Consider the following 15359-nt stretch of genomic DNA (forward strand, 5'->3'; position numbering starts at 1 on the left):
CCGGCGGTGCCGAGCAGGGTGACGAAGTCGATCTCCGGATCCATCAGTGCGTTGAGCGCGAAGTTCTGCTCGCGGTTGCGCGCGGTGATGCCCCAGACCGAATGCGAGCCGTGGCGGAAGTCGTTGACCAGCGACAAGGTGACGCGGCCATCGCCCTCGACCTTGGCGACCTTCAGCTCGACTTCGTCATCGCCGGGCAGGTAGGCGTACTGGTTGGGGTGCCAGTCCTCGTCATCGGCGGCGAGGATCTCGTAGCTGGTGCGGCCCTTGTCGCTCCAGCTGCGCAGGTTGTCGGTGTGCTTCTTCCAGAAGTCTTCCGGCAGCTGGGTGGCGCCGGTATAGAGCAGGCTGAAATCATCCAGCGCGCGGTCGTTCTCGTAATCCTCCGAGTCGATGCCGGCGATGGCGGCCTTGATGCGCAGGTTGATGTCCTTGGAAATGAACACCACCGGCGTTTCCGGGTGCTGTTCCTTCAGTGCCAGGATCGCGCCGAGGATGGCGTTGTCCGGGATTACCTTGCCAAAGCTCTTGCCGGCCTCGAAATGGCTGGTCTGGAAGTAGAGGTTGCCGGCACTGTGTGCGCCACGCAGCTGCAGGCCCTTCGGTCGTGCCAGCGGCACGCCGTTCTGCACGCTGCCGATGCCGGCCGCTTCGATCAGCTCATTGAGGAAGCGGCTCACCTGGCGGGCGTTGCGGCTCGCTTCGGTGGTGCCCTTCTTGCCGTTGTCCAGCTCCTCGATCACCTGCATGGGCAGGTAGACATCGTGTTCCTCGAATTTGAACAGCGCGGTCGGATCGTGCATCAGCACGTTGGTATCCAGTACGTAGATGCGCTTGCCTCGGGTCATCGTCGATTCCTGGTGGCGGGACAGGGTCACGCCATCGCACCTGCAGGGCAGGGCGATGACGTGGGTTGGAACGGGAGGTGGGTCACTTGGTTTGAGCGGCCTTCAGTGCTTCGAGCACGGCATCGGCATGGCCGGCGACTTTGACCTTGCGCCATTCCTGCACGAGCTGGCTGTCAGGAGAGATCAAAAAGGTGCTGCGTTCGATGCCGCGTACCTGCTTGCCGTACATGTTCTTCATCTTGATCACATCGAAAGCGGCGCATAACGCCTCGTCGGTGTCGCTGATCAAGGGGAACTTGAAGCCCTGTTTGGCGCAGAAGTTGTCGTGCGACTTCAACGAGTCGCGGGAGATGCCGAACACCTGTGCCCCGGCGCGCTTGAACTTCGGCAACAGGGCGTTGAAGTCCAGGCCTTCGGTCGTGCAGCCGGGGGTGCTGTCCTTCGGGTAGAAGTACAACACCAGCCATTGGCCGGCGAGTTCGCCGAGGCTTGTGGTGGTGCCGCCGGACAGGGCCAGCGGCAGTTCGAGGGTGGTTCGGTCCAGGGTATCGCCGATGTTCATCAGATCCTTTCCGGAGCCTGGGGTAATTCGATTGCAGTTACATGAAACGCCGCGCACCTGTGATGGGTGCGCGAAACCATCAGAACTTCATCGGGTCCATGATCGCGTCCAGGTTGAGGTGGTCGCAGAACTCGAGGAAATCGTCGCGCAGGGCGGCGATATGCATATTGGAGGGAACACCAATGGTGATCTGTGCCGAGAACATTTCCGCACCGGTCTGCATCGCCTGGTAGCGCGTGCTCTGCAGGTTCTCGATGGTGATGCCCTGGCGGTCGAAGAAGTCGGCAAGCTGGAACAGGATGCCCGGCTTGTCGGCGGCAACCACCTCCACGATGTACGGCAGCAGGTTGGACTGCGCCTGCTTGGCGGCGGTGCGGTACCAGACCAGCTTGAGGTTTTCCTCGCGCTCCAGTCGGGCGAGCATGGCTTCAAGCTTGGCCACCGCATCCCAGGAGCCGGTGGCCAGGGTGGTGACGGAGACGTCGCGGCCAACGGTGGCCAGGCGGGCGTCGACCAGGTTGCAGCCGCTGTCGGCGATACGACGGGTGACGGACAGCAGTGGGGACTCCGGATGCGTCGTATAGGCGTTGATCAGGAGGTGGTTTTCGGTCGGCAACGGCCGCGGCGTGGTGTCTGTCAAGGTGGTTCCGGGTGCTGGAGAGTCTGAACGGCGCCGCCGGGCGGGCTGTTCGCTGGTGTCCAGCATACTTGCCCCTGCTTTCGACCGGCAAGTAACATGCTTTTGGTCACGAACCCGCCGTCTGGCGGGCCTCTTTACCCCCACGAAGAGCGACAAACCTCTTGTCCATCCAAGGCCTCATCACCGCACTGGCTACGCCGTTCCAGGCAGACGGTGCACTCGATACCGACGCTTGGCAGCGTTTGCTGGCCCAGCAGCTCAACGGCGGCGTCCAAGGCGTCGTCGTCGCCGGCTCCACCGGCGAAGCCTCCACCCTGGCCGATGATGAATACGACAGCCTGCTTCGCAGCGCGGTCGCCACGCTCGGCGGCAAAATGCCGGTGCTGGCTGGGACTGGCCTGTCCGGCACTGCCCGCACGATCGCGCTGACCCGCCGCGCCGCGGCCAATGGCGCCACCCATGCCTTGGTGGTAGCGCCGCCGTATGTGCGTCCTACCCAGGAAGGCCTGCGCCAGCACTATCTGGCGGTGGCAGAGCAGGGCGGGCTGCCAGTGGTGCTGTACAACGTGCCAGGGCGTACCGGTTGTGACCTGCTGCCGGAAACCGTGGCGCAACTGGCCGGCCATCCGAACATCGTCGCCATCAAGGAGGCGGTGGGGGATACCACCCGGGTCAAGGCGCTGCTGGAGCTGCGCTGTGATTCCTTTGCCATCCTCAGTGGCGACGATGGCAGCGCTGCCCGCTCCATGCTGGCCGGTGCTGATGGCCTGATCTCGGTGGGCTCCAATGTGTTGCCAGGTGCCTACCGGACGCTGTGCGACCTGGCCCGTGACGGCCAGCGTGAAGCCGCCGAGGCCTGGGATGATCGCCTGCAGCCCTACCACGATTTCTGTGGCGTCGAATCCAATCCGATACCGGTCAAGGCGCTGTTGCAGCGGCTTGGTTACGGTCACGGGCTGCGTTTGCCGCTGCTCCCGCTTTCTGCGCCGCATCACGCCCATGCCGACCATCTGGCGGCGGACGTGGGCGCGTTGGAAGAACTATCCAGCCGCTGATCTGGCGGCCTGAACCCTGGAGATTCACCCATGCGTCAAACCTCAACCGTCCGCGTGTTCTCGCTGCTGGTGCTGGGCGTGGTAACTGCCGTCGCCACTTCCGGTTGCTTCTTCAAGCGCGGAGCTCGCGGTGACTATGCCCTGGCCCCGGAAGCGCGTCCGCTGGAAGTGCCGCCGGATCTGAACCTGCCCAACACCTCTGGCGCCACGGCCATTCCGGCCCTGGCCTCGGCCACCAAGCCGGCCGCGCCGGCCGCCGCCGCACCGGCATCGACCAATGGCTTCACCGTCAGCGGCAGCCGCGACGACGTGTTCGGCAAGGTTGGCGAAGCACTGGCCGGCATCGAGGGCCTGACCATCGCCAGCCGTGCGCAGCTGCTGGGTTCTTATGACGTTGCCTACGAAGGCAGCAACTTCCTGGTGCGCGTGGTTGCGACCGATGCCGGCGCCTATGTGTCGGCGGTGGATCCGCGCGGCATGCCGGCCACGGACGCTGCGGCGACCAAGCTGGTAGCGGCCCTCAAGGGCAAGCTGGGCGGCTGAGCCCGGGTTTTTCCGCACAAAGTAAAAAGGGCGCCGCTGGCGCCCTTTTTTGTACCCGCTGCGCCAATCAGCGCTCCAGCAGCTTCAGCTTGTCGGGCTTGCCGTCCCATTCGGCGGCATCGGCCGGCGGGTCCTTGCGCACGGTCAGCACCGGCCAGGCCTTGGCCAGCTCGGCGTTGAGCGCGACGAAACCTTCCTGGCCGGCAGGTACGTCATCTTCCGGGAAGATCGCATTGACCGGGCATTCGGGCTCGCACAGGGTGCAATCGATGCACTCGTCCGGGTCGATGACCAGGAAGTTGGGGCCTTCGTGGAAGCAATCCACCGGGCAGACTTCAACGCAATCGGTGTGTTTGCACTTGATGCAGTTTTCGGTGACGACAAAAGGCATGGCGGGGTCCGGCTTTGAGCCCAGCAATTCTAGAGCAGGTTGCAGGGGGTGGGGCGGGGAATGCTCGCATCCGGTCGCAGGCGGTTGATCGCGCGGGGCGGGGCGGGCCGTAAAACAAAAAACCCCGCAGGGCGGGGCTTTTCGGTTTCGCAGACGGAGTTGGCGCTCCCTAGGGGACTCGAACCCCTGTTTTAGCCTTGAGAGGGCCACGTCCTAACCACTAGACGAAGGGAGCGTTTGGTCGCGTCTGGCGAGCGCGCTAGTATATGCATCTGGTTGCCGCTCGGCAATCCCGTAAACCCAACTGGAAGCGCCACCATCAATTCCACAGTTACAACGCCGTTCACCCTGCACGTCATTCCGCGCGATCAGCACACGATCTCGCGCAAGGACATCAGCCCCAACGCGCTGCGGGTCCTGTACCGCCTGCGCGAATCCGGCTTCGGCGCCTACCTTGTAGGTGGCGCGGTCCGTGACCTGCTGGTAGGTGGGCGCCCAAAGGATTTCGACGTCGCTACCGATGCCACGCCGGAGCAGGTCAAGCAGTTGTTCCGCAACTGCCGCCTGATCGGCCGCCGGTTCCGCCTTGCCCATGTCGTGTTTGGCCGCGAGATCATCGAAGTGGCCACCTTCCGTGCCAACAGTGATGACGGCAGCGGCGACCGCGAGGTCGAGAACGGCATGCTGGTGCGCGACAACGTCTATGGCAGCATCGAAGACGATGCGGTACGCCGCGACTTCACCTGCAATGCCTTGTATTACGCCATCGAGGACTTCTCGGTGCGTGACTACACCGGCGGCTTCGAGGACGTGCTGGCCCGGCGCATGAAGCTGATCGGCGACCCCGAGCAGCGCTACCGCGAGGATCCGGTGCGGATGCTGCGCGCGGTGCGCCTGGCCGCCAAGCTCGGCTTTGATATAGAAGCCGCCACCGCCGAGCCGATTCCACGCCTGGCCAGCCTGTTGAACGAGGCCGCCCCTGCGCGCCTGTTCGAGGAAGTGCTGAAGCTGTTCCTGTCCGGGCACGGCGTGGCCAGCTTTGAAGGGCTGGAACGTCATGGCCTGCTGAGTGTGCTGTTCCCGGAAAGCGGTGCGGCATTGAAGAGCAACCGCAGCGGCGCGCTGCGCCGGGTGCTGATCCAGGGCCTGCGCAATACCGACGAGCGGGTTGCCAACGATGAGCCGGTGTCACCGGCTTTCCTGTTCGCGCTGCTGTTGTGGCCGGCGTTCTGCCGCAACCTGATCAGCCTGCAGAAGCAGGGCCTGGCGCCGGAAGAAGCGCAGCGGCGTGCCGCCGACCGGGTTACCTTGCACCAGTTGAGCACCATCGCCCTGCCGCGACGGTTCTCGCTGCCCATGCAGGAGATCTGGCTGCTGCAGTCGCGCTTTGGCTCGCGCCAGCGCAAGCGGGTATTCCGTACCCTGAGCCATCCGCGCTTCCGTGCGGCCTTTGATTTCCTGGTGCTGCGTCAGGCCGGCTCGGACGAGCATGCGCAGGACATCGCCTTCTGGCGGGAAGCACAGGCCGAGGGTGGGCGTGAGCTGGAGTCGGCGCTGGATGCCGCGCAGGCTGAAATGAGTGAAGACAGTGAGGCGCCGCGTCGTCGCCGCCGTCGTCGCCGTCGTACCGGCAGCAGCGCGGCAGCGGGCGAGTAAGACATGGTGATGGCCTGTGTGGGCCTGGGTGCCAACCTGGGGGATGCGCAGGCGACCCTGCGCGCGGCGGTAGCCGCGCTGGCGGCGCTGCCGCGGTGTCGGCTGCTGGCGGCATCACGCCAGTACCGCACGCCGGCGTGGGGCAATGAGGCGCAGCCTGATTTCATCAATGCAGCCGTGGCGTTGGAAACAACGTTGCCTGCCGAGGAGTTGCTGGCCCAGTTGCTTGCCACTGAACAGTCCTTCGGCCGCGTGCGACTGCCCGGCCAGCACTGGGGGCCGCGCACGCTGGACCTGGACTTGTTGTTGTATGGCGAGCAGGTCATCGACCTGCCGCAGCTCAAGGTGCCGCATCCGTACCTGCACGAGCGTGCCTTCGCTTTGCTGCCTTTGGCCGATATTGCCGCCGACGCCGTGATTCCCGGCCATGGGACGGTGCGGGCTGCATTGGTAGGCATGAAAACCTGCGACATCACCCCGTTAGGGGGATAATGCTCGGCTCATAACCGAGCGTTGCCCCCACATGAGCACCCACGCAGATAGCAAGCCCTGGACCGTCCCGGCGCTGGCCGAGGCCAAGCGCAACGGTCAGAAGCTGGTGATGTTGACCGCCTATGACGCTGGCTTTGCCCGCACCCTTGATGCCAATGGCACTGACCTGATCCTGATCGGCGATTCGCTGGGCATGGTGGTGCAGGGGCATGATTCGACCTTGCCGGTCAGCGTGGCCGACATCGTCTATCACACCAAGGTGGTTGCCCGGGTGCTGGAGCGCGCGCTGCTGGTCGCGGACCTGCCGTTTGGTGCCGACGCCACCGCCGAGCGCGCATTGGATGCGTCGCTGCAGCTGCTGCAGGCCGGCGCCGAGATGGTCAAGATTGAAGGTGCCGGCTTCAAGCTGGACATCATCCGCCATTTGGTCGAACGCGAAATCCCGGTGTGCTCGCACCTGGGCCTGACCCCGCAGTCGGTGCTGCGCCTGGGGGGCTATCGCGTGCAGGGGCGGGGCGATGCCGCGCAGCAGTTGCTGGACGATGCCAAGGCCGTGGCCGATGCCGGCGCCAGCCTGCTGGTGTTGGAGTGCGTGCCGACCCCGGTGGCGGCGAGCGTCACCGCCGCGATTGCCATCCCGACCATCGGTATCGGTGCTGGCCCGCAGTGCGATGGGCAGGTGCTGGTGCTGCACGATTTCCTCGGCCTGGACAGCGGCCATCGCCGGCCCAAATTCGTCAAGGATTTCCTTGCCGAAGGGGGTTCCGTGGCAGGTGCGGTCCAAGCCTATGCCGACGCAGTGCGCGCCGGAACCTTCCCTGACGCGGAGCATGCGTACGCATCATGATTGAGACCGTTACCGAACTTTCCCGGCTGCGCGCCGTTGTCAACGGCTGGAAGCGCCAAGGCCTGCGCGTCGCGCTGGTACCGACCATGGGCAATCTGCACGCCGGCCACTATTCGTTGGTGAAGCTGGCCCGCCAGCACGCCGACAAGGTGGTTTCCAGCGTGTTCGTGAACCCCACCCAGTTCGGCCCGAGCGAGGATTTCACCCGTTATCCGCGCACCCCCGAGGCCGATACCACTGGCCTGGAAAAGGCCGGCTGCGACGTGCTGTGGCTGCCGACCGTTGAATCCATGTACCCATTTGGCGTGGAGCTGGCGGCCAAGGTGCACGTGCCGGGCGTCAGCTCGTTGCTGGAGGGTGCTCACCGCCCCGGTCATTTCGACGGTGTATGTACCGTGGTCAGCCGCCTGTTCAACCAGGTGCAGCCGGATGTGGCTGCATTTGGGCGCAAGGACTACCAGCAGTTGGCGGTGATCCAGCAGATGGTCGCCGACCTGGCCTTCCCGATCGAGATCCTGGGCGGCGAGATCGTGCGCGAGGACGACGGCCTGGCGATGAGCTCGCGCAACCAGTACCTCACCGCTGAGCTGCGTCCGCAGGCCACGGTGATCCGTCGGGTGCTGTTGGCCATGCGTGACGCCTATCTGGCGGGCAGCGCTCGTGCCGTGGTCGAGGCCGATGGCGCGGCAGCCTTGCAGGCTGCAGGTTTCGTGGTGGACTACGCCGTGGTCCGCCTGCCCAACCTGAGCGAGCCGGGGCAGGACCCCAAGGGGGCTCGCGTGGCCCTGGTTGCGGCCAAGCTGGGCAACACCCGCCTGATCGACAATATCGAGTTCTGAATAGGCAATTGAGCGGACTTCTGCTGTCCGTTTCCTTGTCCTGTGAGACCTCCGATGGCGCCCCTGTGGCGCCATCGTCGTATCCGCCGGTCCTGCACCGGCAAGGTCATGTTGCAGTGCGGGCAAGGCCTCGCAGCGGTGCTAGACTGCGCGCTTTCTCACGTAGTTTCGGCATTGCCATGCAACTCACTCTGCTCAAGACCAAGATTCACCGCGCCACTGTCACCCATTCGGAGCTGAACTACGAAGGCTCCATCGCGATTGACGACAACCTGCTGAAGGCCACCGGCATCCGCGAGTTCGAGCAGGTGCACATCTGGGACGTGACCAACGGTGCCCGTTTCACCACCTATGCGCTGCGCGCCGAGGCGGGCAGTGGCGTGATCTCGCTCAATGGTGGCGCCGCGCGCCACGTCCAGGTCGGCGACATCATCATCATCGCTGCCTTCGCCAGCATGAGTGAGGCCGAGGCTGACAGCTTCAAGCCGAAGCTGGTCTACGTCGACGGCGACAACCGCATTTCCCACACCAACGACAGCATCCCCACACAGGCCGCATGACCACAAACAACGGATACGACGTATTGCGCGCCCATGCCCAGCGACTGCAGGGCACGGGTATTCCTTCGCTGCTCGCCGCCGAGCCTGACCGCGTGCAGCGTCTGGCGCTGCAGGTCGGTCCGTTGTATGTGAACTTCGCGCGGCAGAAATACGACCGCGCGGCGCTGGATGCCTTGCTGGAACTGGCCGCCACGCGCGATGTCGCTGGCGGTTTCCAGCGGTTGTTCGGTGGCGGCAGGATCAACATCACCGAAGACCGTGCCGTGCTCCACAGTGCGCTGCGTGGCGATGCCAGTACCGATCCGGTTGCTGTTGCCGCACATGCCGAGGCGGCGGCCGTGCAGCAGCGCATGGGCGCGCTGATTGCCGCGCTGGAAGCCAGCAATGTCACCGACATCGTCAGTGTTGGCATTGGTGGTTCTGACCTGGGGCCGCGCCTGGTGGCCGATGCACTGCGTCCGGCAGCAGGTGCGCGCTTCCGTGTCCACTTTGTTTCCAACGTCGACGGTGCAGCGATGCAGCGCACCCTGGCGACGCTGGACCCGGCGACCACCGCCGGCATCCTGATTTCCAAGACCTTTGGTACCCAGGAAACCCTGCTAAACGGGCGCATTCTCTGTGATTGGCTGGGCGGCAGTGATCGCCTGTATGCGGTCAGCGCCAATCCCGAGCGTGCTGCAAAGGCGTTCGATATCGCCGCCGAGCGCGTGCTGCCAATGTGGGATTGGGTGGGCGGCCGGTACTCGCTGTGGTCGGCGGTGGGCTTCCCGATCGCGCTGGCCATTGGCTTCGAGCGTTTTGGCCAGTTGCTGGACGGTGCCGCGCAGATGGATGTGCACGCCGCCACCGCGCCGTTGGCGCAGAACCTGCCGGTGCTGCATGCACTGACCGACATCTGGAACCGCAATGTGCTGGGCTACGCCACGCACGCGGTGATGACCTACGACCAGCGCCTGGCGCTGCTGCCGGCCTACCTGCAGCAGTTGGTGATGGAAAGCCTGGGCAAGCGGGTGAAGCTTGATGGCAGCCCGGTCGATGGCGACACCGTGCCGGTCTGGTGGGGTGGTGCCGGTACCGATGTGCAGCACAGCTTCTTCCAGGCGCTGCACCAGGGCACCAGTATCGTCCCGGCAGATTTCATTGGTTGCGTGCGCAGTGACGACCCCTACGAAATCAACCACCAGGCCTTGCTGGCCAACCTGCTGGCGCAGACCGAAGCGCTGGCCAACGGCCAGGACAGCGAGGACCCGCACCGCCAGTACCCCGGGGGCCGCCCGAGCACGCTGATCCTGTTGGATGCATTGACCCCGCAATCATTGGGCGCCTTGATCGCGATGTACGAGCACGCGGTGTATGTGCAGTCGCTGGTGTGGGGCATCAATGCGTTTGACCAGTTCGGCGTCGAGCTGGGCAAGCAGTTGGCCAACCAGTTGCTGCCGGCGCTGCAGGGTCAGGCCGTGGAGATTGCCGACCCGATGACACGCGAGCTATTGGCGCGGCTGCGCTGATCTCGGATCGTGTGTCGCTGTTGAAGAAAAAGCCGCGCAGAGATGCGCGGCTTTTTTGCTCTCCCTTTTGTACAAAAAAGGAGGCGGTTGGGGGGGCTTTCGCATTTTTTGCCCTCTCCCTTTTGCGCAGCAAAGGGGAGGGATGGGGGGCTTTCGCATCACTTGTGCAGGCCTTTGCCGAGCATGGCTCGGCACTACAGGAGCGCTTGCCGAGCATGGCTCGGCACTACAAGAGCGCTTGCTGAGCATGGCTCGGCACTACAGGAGCGCTTGCCGAGCATGGCTCGGCACTACACAAGAGCGCGTGCCGAGCATGGCTCGGCACTACAGGGATACGGGGCCTGCCTATCGGTTTGGGTCGCGTTCCGGGCTGGGGCGCTTGGTCAGTTTGCGCTGCAGTGAACGCCGGTGCATGCCGAGCAGCCGTGCCGCTGCCGAGACGTTGCCGCCGGTTTCGTGCAGGGCCTGCTGGATATGTTCCCACTGCAGGCGGCTGATCGGGGTCATGGCGTCCGGTGGCTCCAGATCTTCCGGTTCCTCGGCCCCTTCGTCCTCTTCGCCCAGTGCGCGCATGATCATCTGCACCGTGGCCGGCTTGGGCAGGTAATCGTCCGCTCCCAGCTTGATTGCTTCCACCGCAGTGGCGATGGATGCGTAGCCGGTAACCAGCAGGATGCGCATGTCCTGACGCAGCTCGCGCAAGGGTTGGATCAGGCTCAGCCCGGACTCGCTGCCCAGTTTCAGGTCGATCAGGGCGAATGCCGGCGCCGACTGCAATGCCAGTTGCAAGGCCCCGGCGGTATCGGTGGCGGTAACCGTTTCGATGCCGCGGCGTGCGAGCGTGCGCTGCAAGGTGCGCAGGTAGAGCGGGTCGTCGTCGACCAACAGGCCATGGACAGCGGGAGCATTCATTCGGTTGCCTCGGTTTGTTGCAATGGCAGGCGGAAGCCGACGCGTGCGCCCTGGCCATCGGCCGGACGCGTCCACAGTTCGCCGTGCAGTCGTTCAATGGTGGCATGGGACAGTGCCAGGCCGACACCCATGCCGTCGGTCTTGCCGCTGTTGAACAAGGTGCCTGGCAGGGCAGCGTCATTGGCATTGAAGCCCGGCCCGTAGTCACGTACCTCGCCGTAAAGCTGGCCGTCGCGTACGCGGATGTCCAGGTCGATCTGCGCGCGGCCACTGTTTTCGCCGGCATCGGCGGCATTGTTCAGCAGTACCTGCAGCAGGTGACCGATGCCAGGTTCCAGTTGCAGTTGCAAGGGAGCATCGGGATTGCGGCGCAGCTCGATGGTCGGGCGCACCAGCCGCCACTGCTCAAGCACGCTGCCGATGGAGACCACCGCGCGGCTGCGCGCACCTTCGGCAGGTGCGGCCAGGGCCATGACCTTCTCGCGGCATTGCACCAGCAGCTCGCGCAGGGTTTCCAGGTCGTCGCGCATTTCCGGGTTGTCCGCGCATTGCTCGGCAATGTCGTCGGTGAGCAGGGTCATCGTCGCCAATGGCGTGTTGAGCTCATGGGCGACCGAGGCTGCGTGGGTAGCCAAAGCGACAATGCCTTCGTTGCGGACGAAGCGCTCGCGCAGCGCCGCCAGTTGGCTTTCACGCTCGCGCAATGCGGATGCCAGCCGGGTCGAGAACACCAGCACCACCACGCTGGAAAGCAGGAAGTTGGCCGCTGCACCCCACAGGTGCAGGCTCATCGTGTCGAAATAGCCACCACGCAATGGCAGGCCGAATACCGCGCTCAGTGCATACCCGGCCACGCAGGCCGCAGCCACGGCATGGGTCCAGCGCAATGGCAGTGCCAGCGCTGCCAGCGCGATCAGGATCAGGAACAGTGAGCCGAATGGATTGGCGATGCCGCCGCTCCAGCCCACCATCCAGGTCAGCACGGTCACATCCACCAGGATGTGGCCGAACGCGGTGACTGGCGCGGGGTCACTGTCGTGCACCCGCAGCTGCACGTACAGGTTGAACAAGGCCAGGACGAACACGCCGGCCCACAGCGGCAGTTGCGGCAGTTCCAGGCCCAGCAGCCAGGTGGCGACCAGGATGGTGGTGGCCTGGCCGGCGGTGGCCAGCCAGCGCAGGCTGCACAAAGTGCGCAGGAAGGAGGTGTCTTGGGTCTGCATGGCGCAATCGTATGCTGTCCGGGCGGCTACAACGCAACGGAGGGTTCATCCCGGGCGGGCAGCGGGCGCGCTAAAATAGCCGCCATGCATGACGCCGTGACCCGACCAACTCCGCCCACCGACGCTACCGCGTGGCCCCGCCGCATCACCCAGGCTGTCGATATCGGCGGCGTGAAGGTGGGTGGGGGCAGCCCCGTGGTGGTGCAGTCGATGACCAACACCGATACCGCCGACGTGGCTGCCAGCGTCAAGCAGGTTGCCGAGCTCTGGCGCGCCGGCTCGGAGATGGTGCGGCTGACCGTCAACAACCCTGAATCCGCCGCCGCCATACCGCGCATCGTTGAAAAGCTGCGCATGATGGGCATCGACGTGCCGTTGATCGGCGACTTCCACTACAACGGCCACCAGTTGCTCAGTGGTGAGCCGGCCTGTGCCGAGGCGTTGGCCAAGTACCGCATCAACCCGGGCAATGTCGGCTTCGGCAAGAAGAAGGACACCCAGTTCGCGCAGCTGATCGAGTTCGCGATCAAGTACAACAAGCCCGTGCGCATCGGCGCCAACTGGGGCTCGTTGGACCAGGCGCTGGCGGCCAAGCTGATGGACGAGAACAGCCAGCGTGCGCAGCCATGGGATGCCGGCCGGGTGCTGCGCGAGGCACTGATCCGCTCGGCGCTGGACTCGGCCGAAACCGCGGTCGAGCTGGGCCTGCCGCGTGACCGCATCGTGCTCTCGGCCAAGGTCAGTGGCGTGCAGGAGTTGATCGCGGTCTACCGCGACCTTGCCTTGCGCTCGGACTTCGCGCTGCACCTCGGCTTGACCGAGGCGGGGATCGGCAGCAAGGGCATCGTGGCTTCTTCGGCGGCGCTGGCAGTGCTGCTGCAGGAAGGCATCGGCGACACCATCCGCATTTCCTTGACCCCCGAACCTGGCCAGCCGCGTACGCAGGAAGTGATCGTTGCGCAGGAGCTGCTGCAGACCACCGGGCAACGTGCATTCACGCCGATGGTCACGGCCTGCCCAGGCTGCGGCCGCACCACGTCCGAGTTCTTCCAGGAGCTGGCGAAGGTGGTGCAGAACCACGTGCGCGAGAAGATGCCGGTGTGGCGGGTCAGCCACCCGGGCGCGGAGAACATGACCCTGGCGGTGATGGGCTGCATCGTCAACGGCCCGGGCGAGTCACGCCACGCCAATATCGGCATTTCCCTGCCGGGTACCGGTGAAACCCCGGCGGCACCGGTGTTCGTCGACGGCGAGAAGAAAGTGACCTTGCGCGGCGAACACATCGCGCAGGATTTCGTGGCCTTGATCGACGATTACGTCGAAACCCGTTATGCGCGAAACCCCGGCTGAGTCCCGGGCTGAAGCCGCAGGCCTGCGGCAGTGGCTGGCGCACAATGCCTGGCGCCTATTGCTGCTGTTCGGCGGCGTGCTGTTGCCATTGGCAGGCTTTGCGGCCTTGGCAGATGAGATCCACGAAGCCGAGTCGCTGCACTTTGATGACGTCTTGCTGTTACGCATGCATGGCCTGGCCTCGCCGGCATTGGATGCGTTCTTCATCCTGGTGTCCAAGCTGGGCTATCAGTGGGGCGTGATTCCGCTGGACGTGGTGATCGTCGTAGTCCTGCTGGCGGCGCGGCGATGGCGCAAGGCGGCCTTTGCCGCCACCGCTTTCATTGGTTCGGCATTGTTGAACCTGGGCAGCAAGCAGGTGTTCCAGCGCGATCGCCCGAGCCTGTGGGAGTCGATAGCGCCGGAGAGCACTTTCAGTTTCCCCAGTGGCCATGCGATGGGTTCGATGACGTTGGCCCTCACCGTGGTGTTCCTGGCCTGGCATACGCGTTGGCGTTGGCCCGTGCTGCTCGCTGCGGCGCTGTTCGTCGTATTGGTGGGGCTGTCCCGCGTCTATCTGGGCGTGCATTACCCCTCGGACATCCTTGCCGGCTGGTGTGCCGCCCTGGTCTGGGTCATCGGCGTGCATACCGTGATGTTCCGCAAGCGCTGGTCCTTGCCCGCGATTTAGGTGCTGCCCTGGCACTGTCAGCGTTTCTGTCCTTCAGGTAAGGAAACTCCTAAGTGGTTGGGCGCGTTGAACTGATGGGCGCCGTGTCCGCGTGATCGGCATAGTGGACCCACTTTCGCAGGGCACCCAATAAGGGGTCCCGGCATCCGGGAAACAACGTCCAGTCTCTGCGGAAGGGTCTGCTGGTGAGCCGAAAGGCCACTTCTGTTCGATAATACGTATGGCTTTCGCCAAAGAGGTGACGGGGGAGGCCGTTGCCTCGGATGCCCTGACCGGGACGTGGCCACGATCTTAACCCTTACCTCGTTGCGAGGAATCCGTCATGTCCATCAGTGTTTTTCTTATCGATGACCACGCCTTGGTGCGGACCGGCATCCGGATGATTCTGTCCGGTCAGCCAGGCATCGATGTTATTGGGGAGGCGGACAGTGGCGAGATCGCATTGCCATTGGTTCGTCGTCTCAAGCCCGACGTGGTGCTGTGCGACCTGCATCTGCCAGGGCTCAGTGGCCTTGAAATCACCGAGCGCATCGTCAAGGGCGACCACGGCACCAAGGTGATCATCGTGTCGGTGCTGGAAGACGGGCCGATGCCGAAGCGTCTGCTTGAGGCGGGGGCGTCCGGCTACGTAGGCAAGGCGGGGGATTCCAAGGAGCTGATCCGCGCTGTGCATGATGTCGCAATGGGGCGCCGCTACCTGGCCAACAGCATCGCGCAGAACCTGGCGCTGTCGAACCTGGAAGGCGGTGAGTCGCCATTTGATCTGCTGTCGCCGCGCGAACTGGAGGTGGCCTTGCTGCTGATCCAGGGCCACCGCCAGGAAGAAATCGCCCGGCGTCTGAGCCTCAGTGCGAAGACGGTGAACACGCACAAGGCGCGCCTGTTCCAGAAGCTCAACGTACAGGACAACATCGCGTTGGCGCGGTTGGCCGCGCAGTACGGCGTCGTGGACCCTACGCGTCCGATCTGAGAGCCTGGTTTTTCGGCACTATCAGCGCAGCGGCCTTTGGGCCGCTGCTTTTTTTTTGCGAATGGGCGGTGCGGCCCGGCCTGCGCTGCCCGCCGCCTTGCCGACGCGCTTTGTGTCCGGGACTAATGCTTCACCACCGCCGTAGCCCGGATAAGCGCAGCGCACCCCGGAATCGAGTGACGGATGGTGTTCCCGATTGCGGGCGAAAAGCCCCCGGGTGCGCTGCGCTTACCCGGGCTACCGGGATCTGAAAATATTTCGTGCGTCATCCGGCTTTGCGTATCGACGCGAGC

Annotated in this window: 17 protein-coding genes and 1 tRNA gene; 11 read left to right on the top strand and 7 right to left on the bottom strand. The window is 64.6% G+C overall.

The features are described from left to right. The 3 genes from RT460_RS04465 to RT460_RS04475 all read right to left on the bottom strand — a co-directional run. Positions 1 to 848, bottom strand: an 848-nt coding sequence (locus RT460_RS04465; protein ID WP_313317402.1) for a PIN domain-containing protein, incomplete at its 3' end; no start/stop codon positions are given. A gap of 82 nt (positions 849 to 930) precedes the next feature. Continuing rightward, positions 931 to 1410, bottom strand: coding sequence for a peroxiredoxin (locus tag RT460_RS04470; RefSeq protein WP_313317403.1), 480 nt, complete (start codon positions 1408 to 1410; stop codon positions 931 to 933). Between the two features lie 79 nt (positions 1411 to 1489). Further along, the gene (locus tag RT460_RS04475) at positions 1490 to 2050 is read right to left on the bottom strand and encodes a glycine cleavage system protein R (protein WP_313317405.1); all 561 of its coding nucleotides are present in this window, start codon (positions 2048 to 2050) and stop codon (positions 1490 to 1492) included. Between the two features lie 161 nt (positions 2051 to 2211). Here RT460_RS04475 and dapA point away from each other — a divergent pair, with 161 nt between their 5' ends. Together dapA and RT460_RS04485 are read left to right on the top strand one after the other, a co-directional pair. Further along, entirely contained in the window at positions 2212 to 3105 is an 894-nt protein-coding gene (dapA, locus tag RT460_RS04480) for a 4-hydroxy-tetrahydrodipicolinate synthase (protein ID WP_313317407.1), read from the top strand. 30 nt (positions 3106 to 3135) lie between these two features. Then, the gene (locus RT460_RS04485) at positions 3136 to 3648 is read left to right on the top strand and encodes a hypothetical protein (protein WP_313317408.1); all 513 of its coding nucleotides are present in this window, start codon (positions 3136 to 3138) and stop codon (positions 3646 to 3648) included. A gap of 67 nt (positions 3649 to 3715) precedes the next feature. Here the strand turns inward: RT460_RS04485 and fdxA are convergent, their stop codons facing one another. Beyond that, on the bottom strand, positions 3716 to 4039 hold the full coding sequence (gene fdxA, locus RT460_RS04490; protein ID WP_054656826.1) for a ferredoxin FdxA: 324 nt from the start codon (positions 4037 to 4039) through the stop codon (positions 3716 to 3718). Between the two features lie 160 nt (positions 4040 to 4199). Further along, positions 4200 to 4274 (bottom strand) — tRNA-Glu (locus tag RT460_RS04495). A gap of 41 nt (positions 4275 to 4315) precedes the next feature. Here RT460_RS04495 and pcnB point away from each other — a divergent pair. The 6 genes from pcnB to pgi all read left to right on the top strand — a co-directional run bounded on the left by pcnB (position 4316) and on the right by pgi (position 9941). Beyond that, complete coding sequence (gene pcnB / locus RT460_RS04500; RefSeq protein ID WP_313317410.1) at positions 4316 to 5695, top strand: polynucleotide adenylyltransferase PcnB; 1380 nt, start codon at positions 4316 to 4318, stop codon at positions 5693 to 5695. 3 nt (positions 5696 to 5698) lie between these two features. After that, a complete protein-coding gene (gene folK, locus RT460_RS04505; protein WP_313317412.1) occupies positions 5699 to 6187 on the top strand; it encodes a 2-amino-4-hydroxy-6-hydroxymethyldihydropteridine diphosphokinase in 489 nt (162 codons plus the stop codon). A 31-nt stretch (positions 6188 to 6218) separates the two neighbouring features. Then, positions 6219 to 7034 carry a 3-methyl-2-oxobutanoate hydroxymethyltransferase gene (gene panB, locus RT460_RS04510; RefSeq protein WP_313317413.1) on the top strand — a complete coding sequence of 272 codons (816 nt, stop codon included), beginning with the start codon at positions 6219 to 6221 and terminating at the stop codon, positions 7032 to 7034. Beyond that, positions 7031 to 7873: a pantoate--beta-alanine ligase gene (gene panC / locus RT460_RS04515; RefSeq protein WP_313317414.1), complete on the top strand. Its 843-nt coding sequence runs from the start codon at positions 7031 to 7033 to the stop codon at positions 7871 to 7873. The genes panB and panC overlap by 4 nt, the downstream gene beginning before the upstream one ends. Positions 7874 to 8052: 179 nt before the next feature. Then, positions 8053 to 8433 carry an aspartate 1-decarboxylase gene (panD, locus tag RT460_RS04520; protein WP_313317415.1) on the top strand — a complete coding sequence of 127 codons (381 nt, stop codon included), beginning with the start codon at positions 8053 to 8055 and terminating at the stop codon, positions 8431 to 8433. Then, positions 8430 to 9941 carry a glucose-6-phosphate isomerase gene (gene pgi / locus RT460_RS04525; protein WP_313317417.1) on the top strand — a complete coding sequence of 504 codons (1512 nt, stop codon included), beginning with the start codon at positions 8430 to 8432 and terminating at the stop codon, positions 9939 to 9941. Before panD ends, pgi begins: the two co-directional genes overlap by 4 nt. Before the next feature lie 345 nt (positions 9942 to 10286). Here the strand turns inward: pgi and RT460_RS04530 are convergent, their stop codons facing one another. Together RT460_RS04530 and RT460_RS04535 are read right to left on the bottom strand one after the other, a co-directional pair. Beyond that, the gene (locus RT460_RS04530) at positions 10287 to 10853 is read right to left on the bottom strand and encodes a response regulator transcription factor (protein WP_313317419.1); all 567 of its coding nucleotides are present in this window, start codon (positions 10851 to 10853) and stop codon (positions 10287 to 10289) included. Continuing rightward, positions 10850 to 12076, bottom strand: coding sequence for an ATP-binding protein (locus RT460_RS04535; protein WP_313317421.1), 1227 nt, complete (start codon positions 12074 to 12076; stop codon positions 10850 to 10852). The genes RT460_RS04530 and RT460_RS04535 overlap by 4 nt, the downstream gene beginning before the upstream one ends. 84 nt (positions 12077 to 12160) lie before the next feature. On the opposite strand from RT460_RS04535, the gene ispG reads away from it, so the two are divergent. From ispG to RT460_RS04550, 3 genes are all read left to right on the top strand, one after another. Beyond that, complete coding sequence (ispG, locus tag RT460_RS04540; protein ID WP_313317422.1) at positions 12161 to 13426, top strand: flavodoxin-dependent (E)-4-hydroxy-3-methylbut-2-enyl-diphosphate synthase; 1266 nt, start codon at positions 12161 to 12163, stop codon at positions 13424 to 13426. Continuing rightward, a complete protein-coding gene (locus RT460_RS04545; protein ID WP_313317424.1) occupies positions 13407 to 14096 on the top strand; it encodes a phosphatase PAP2 family protein in 690 nt (229 codons plus the stop codon). Before ispG ends, RT460_RS04545 begins: the two co-directional genes overlap by 20 nt. A gap of 322 nt (positions 14097 to 14418) precedes the next feature. Further along, positions 14419 to 15066, top strand: a complete 648-nt coding sequence (locus RT460_RS04550; protein ID WP_313317426.1) for a response regulator — start codon at positions 14419 to 14421, stop codon at positions 15064 to 15066. The last annotated feature ends 293 nt before the right edge of the window (positions 15067 to 15359 follow it).

The organism is Stenotrophomonas sp. (assembly GCF_032061965.1).
In the GTDB taxonomy this organism is placed as follows: domain Bacteria; phylum Pseudomonadota; class Gammaproteobacteria; order Xanthomonadales; family Xanthomonadaceae; genus Stenotrophomonas.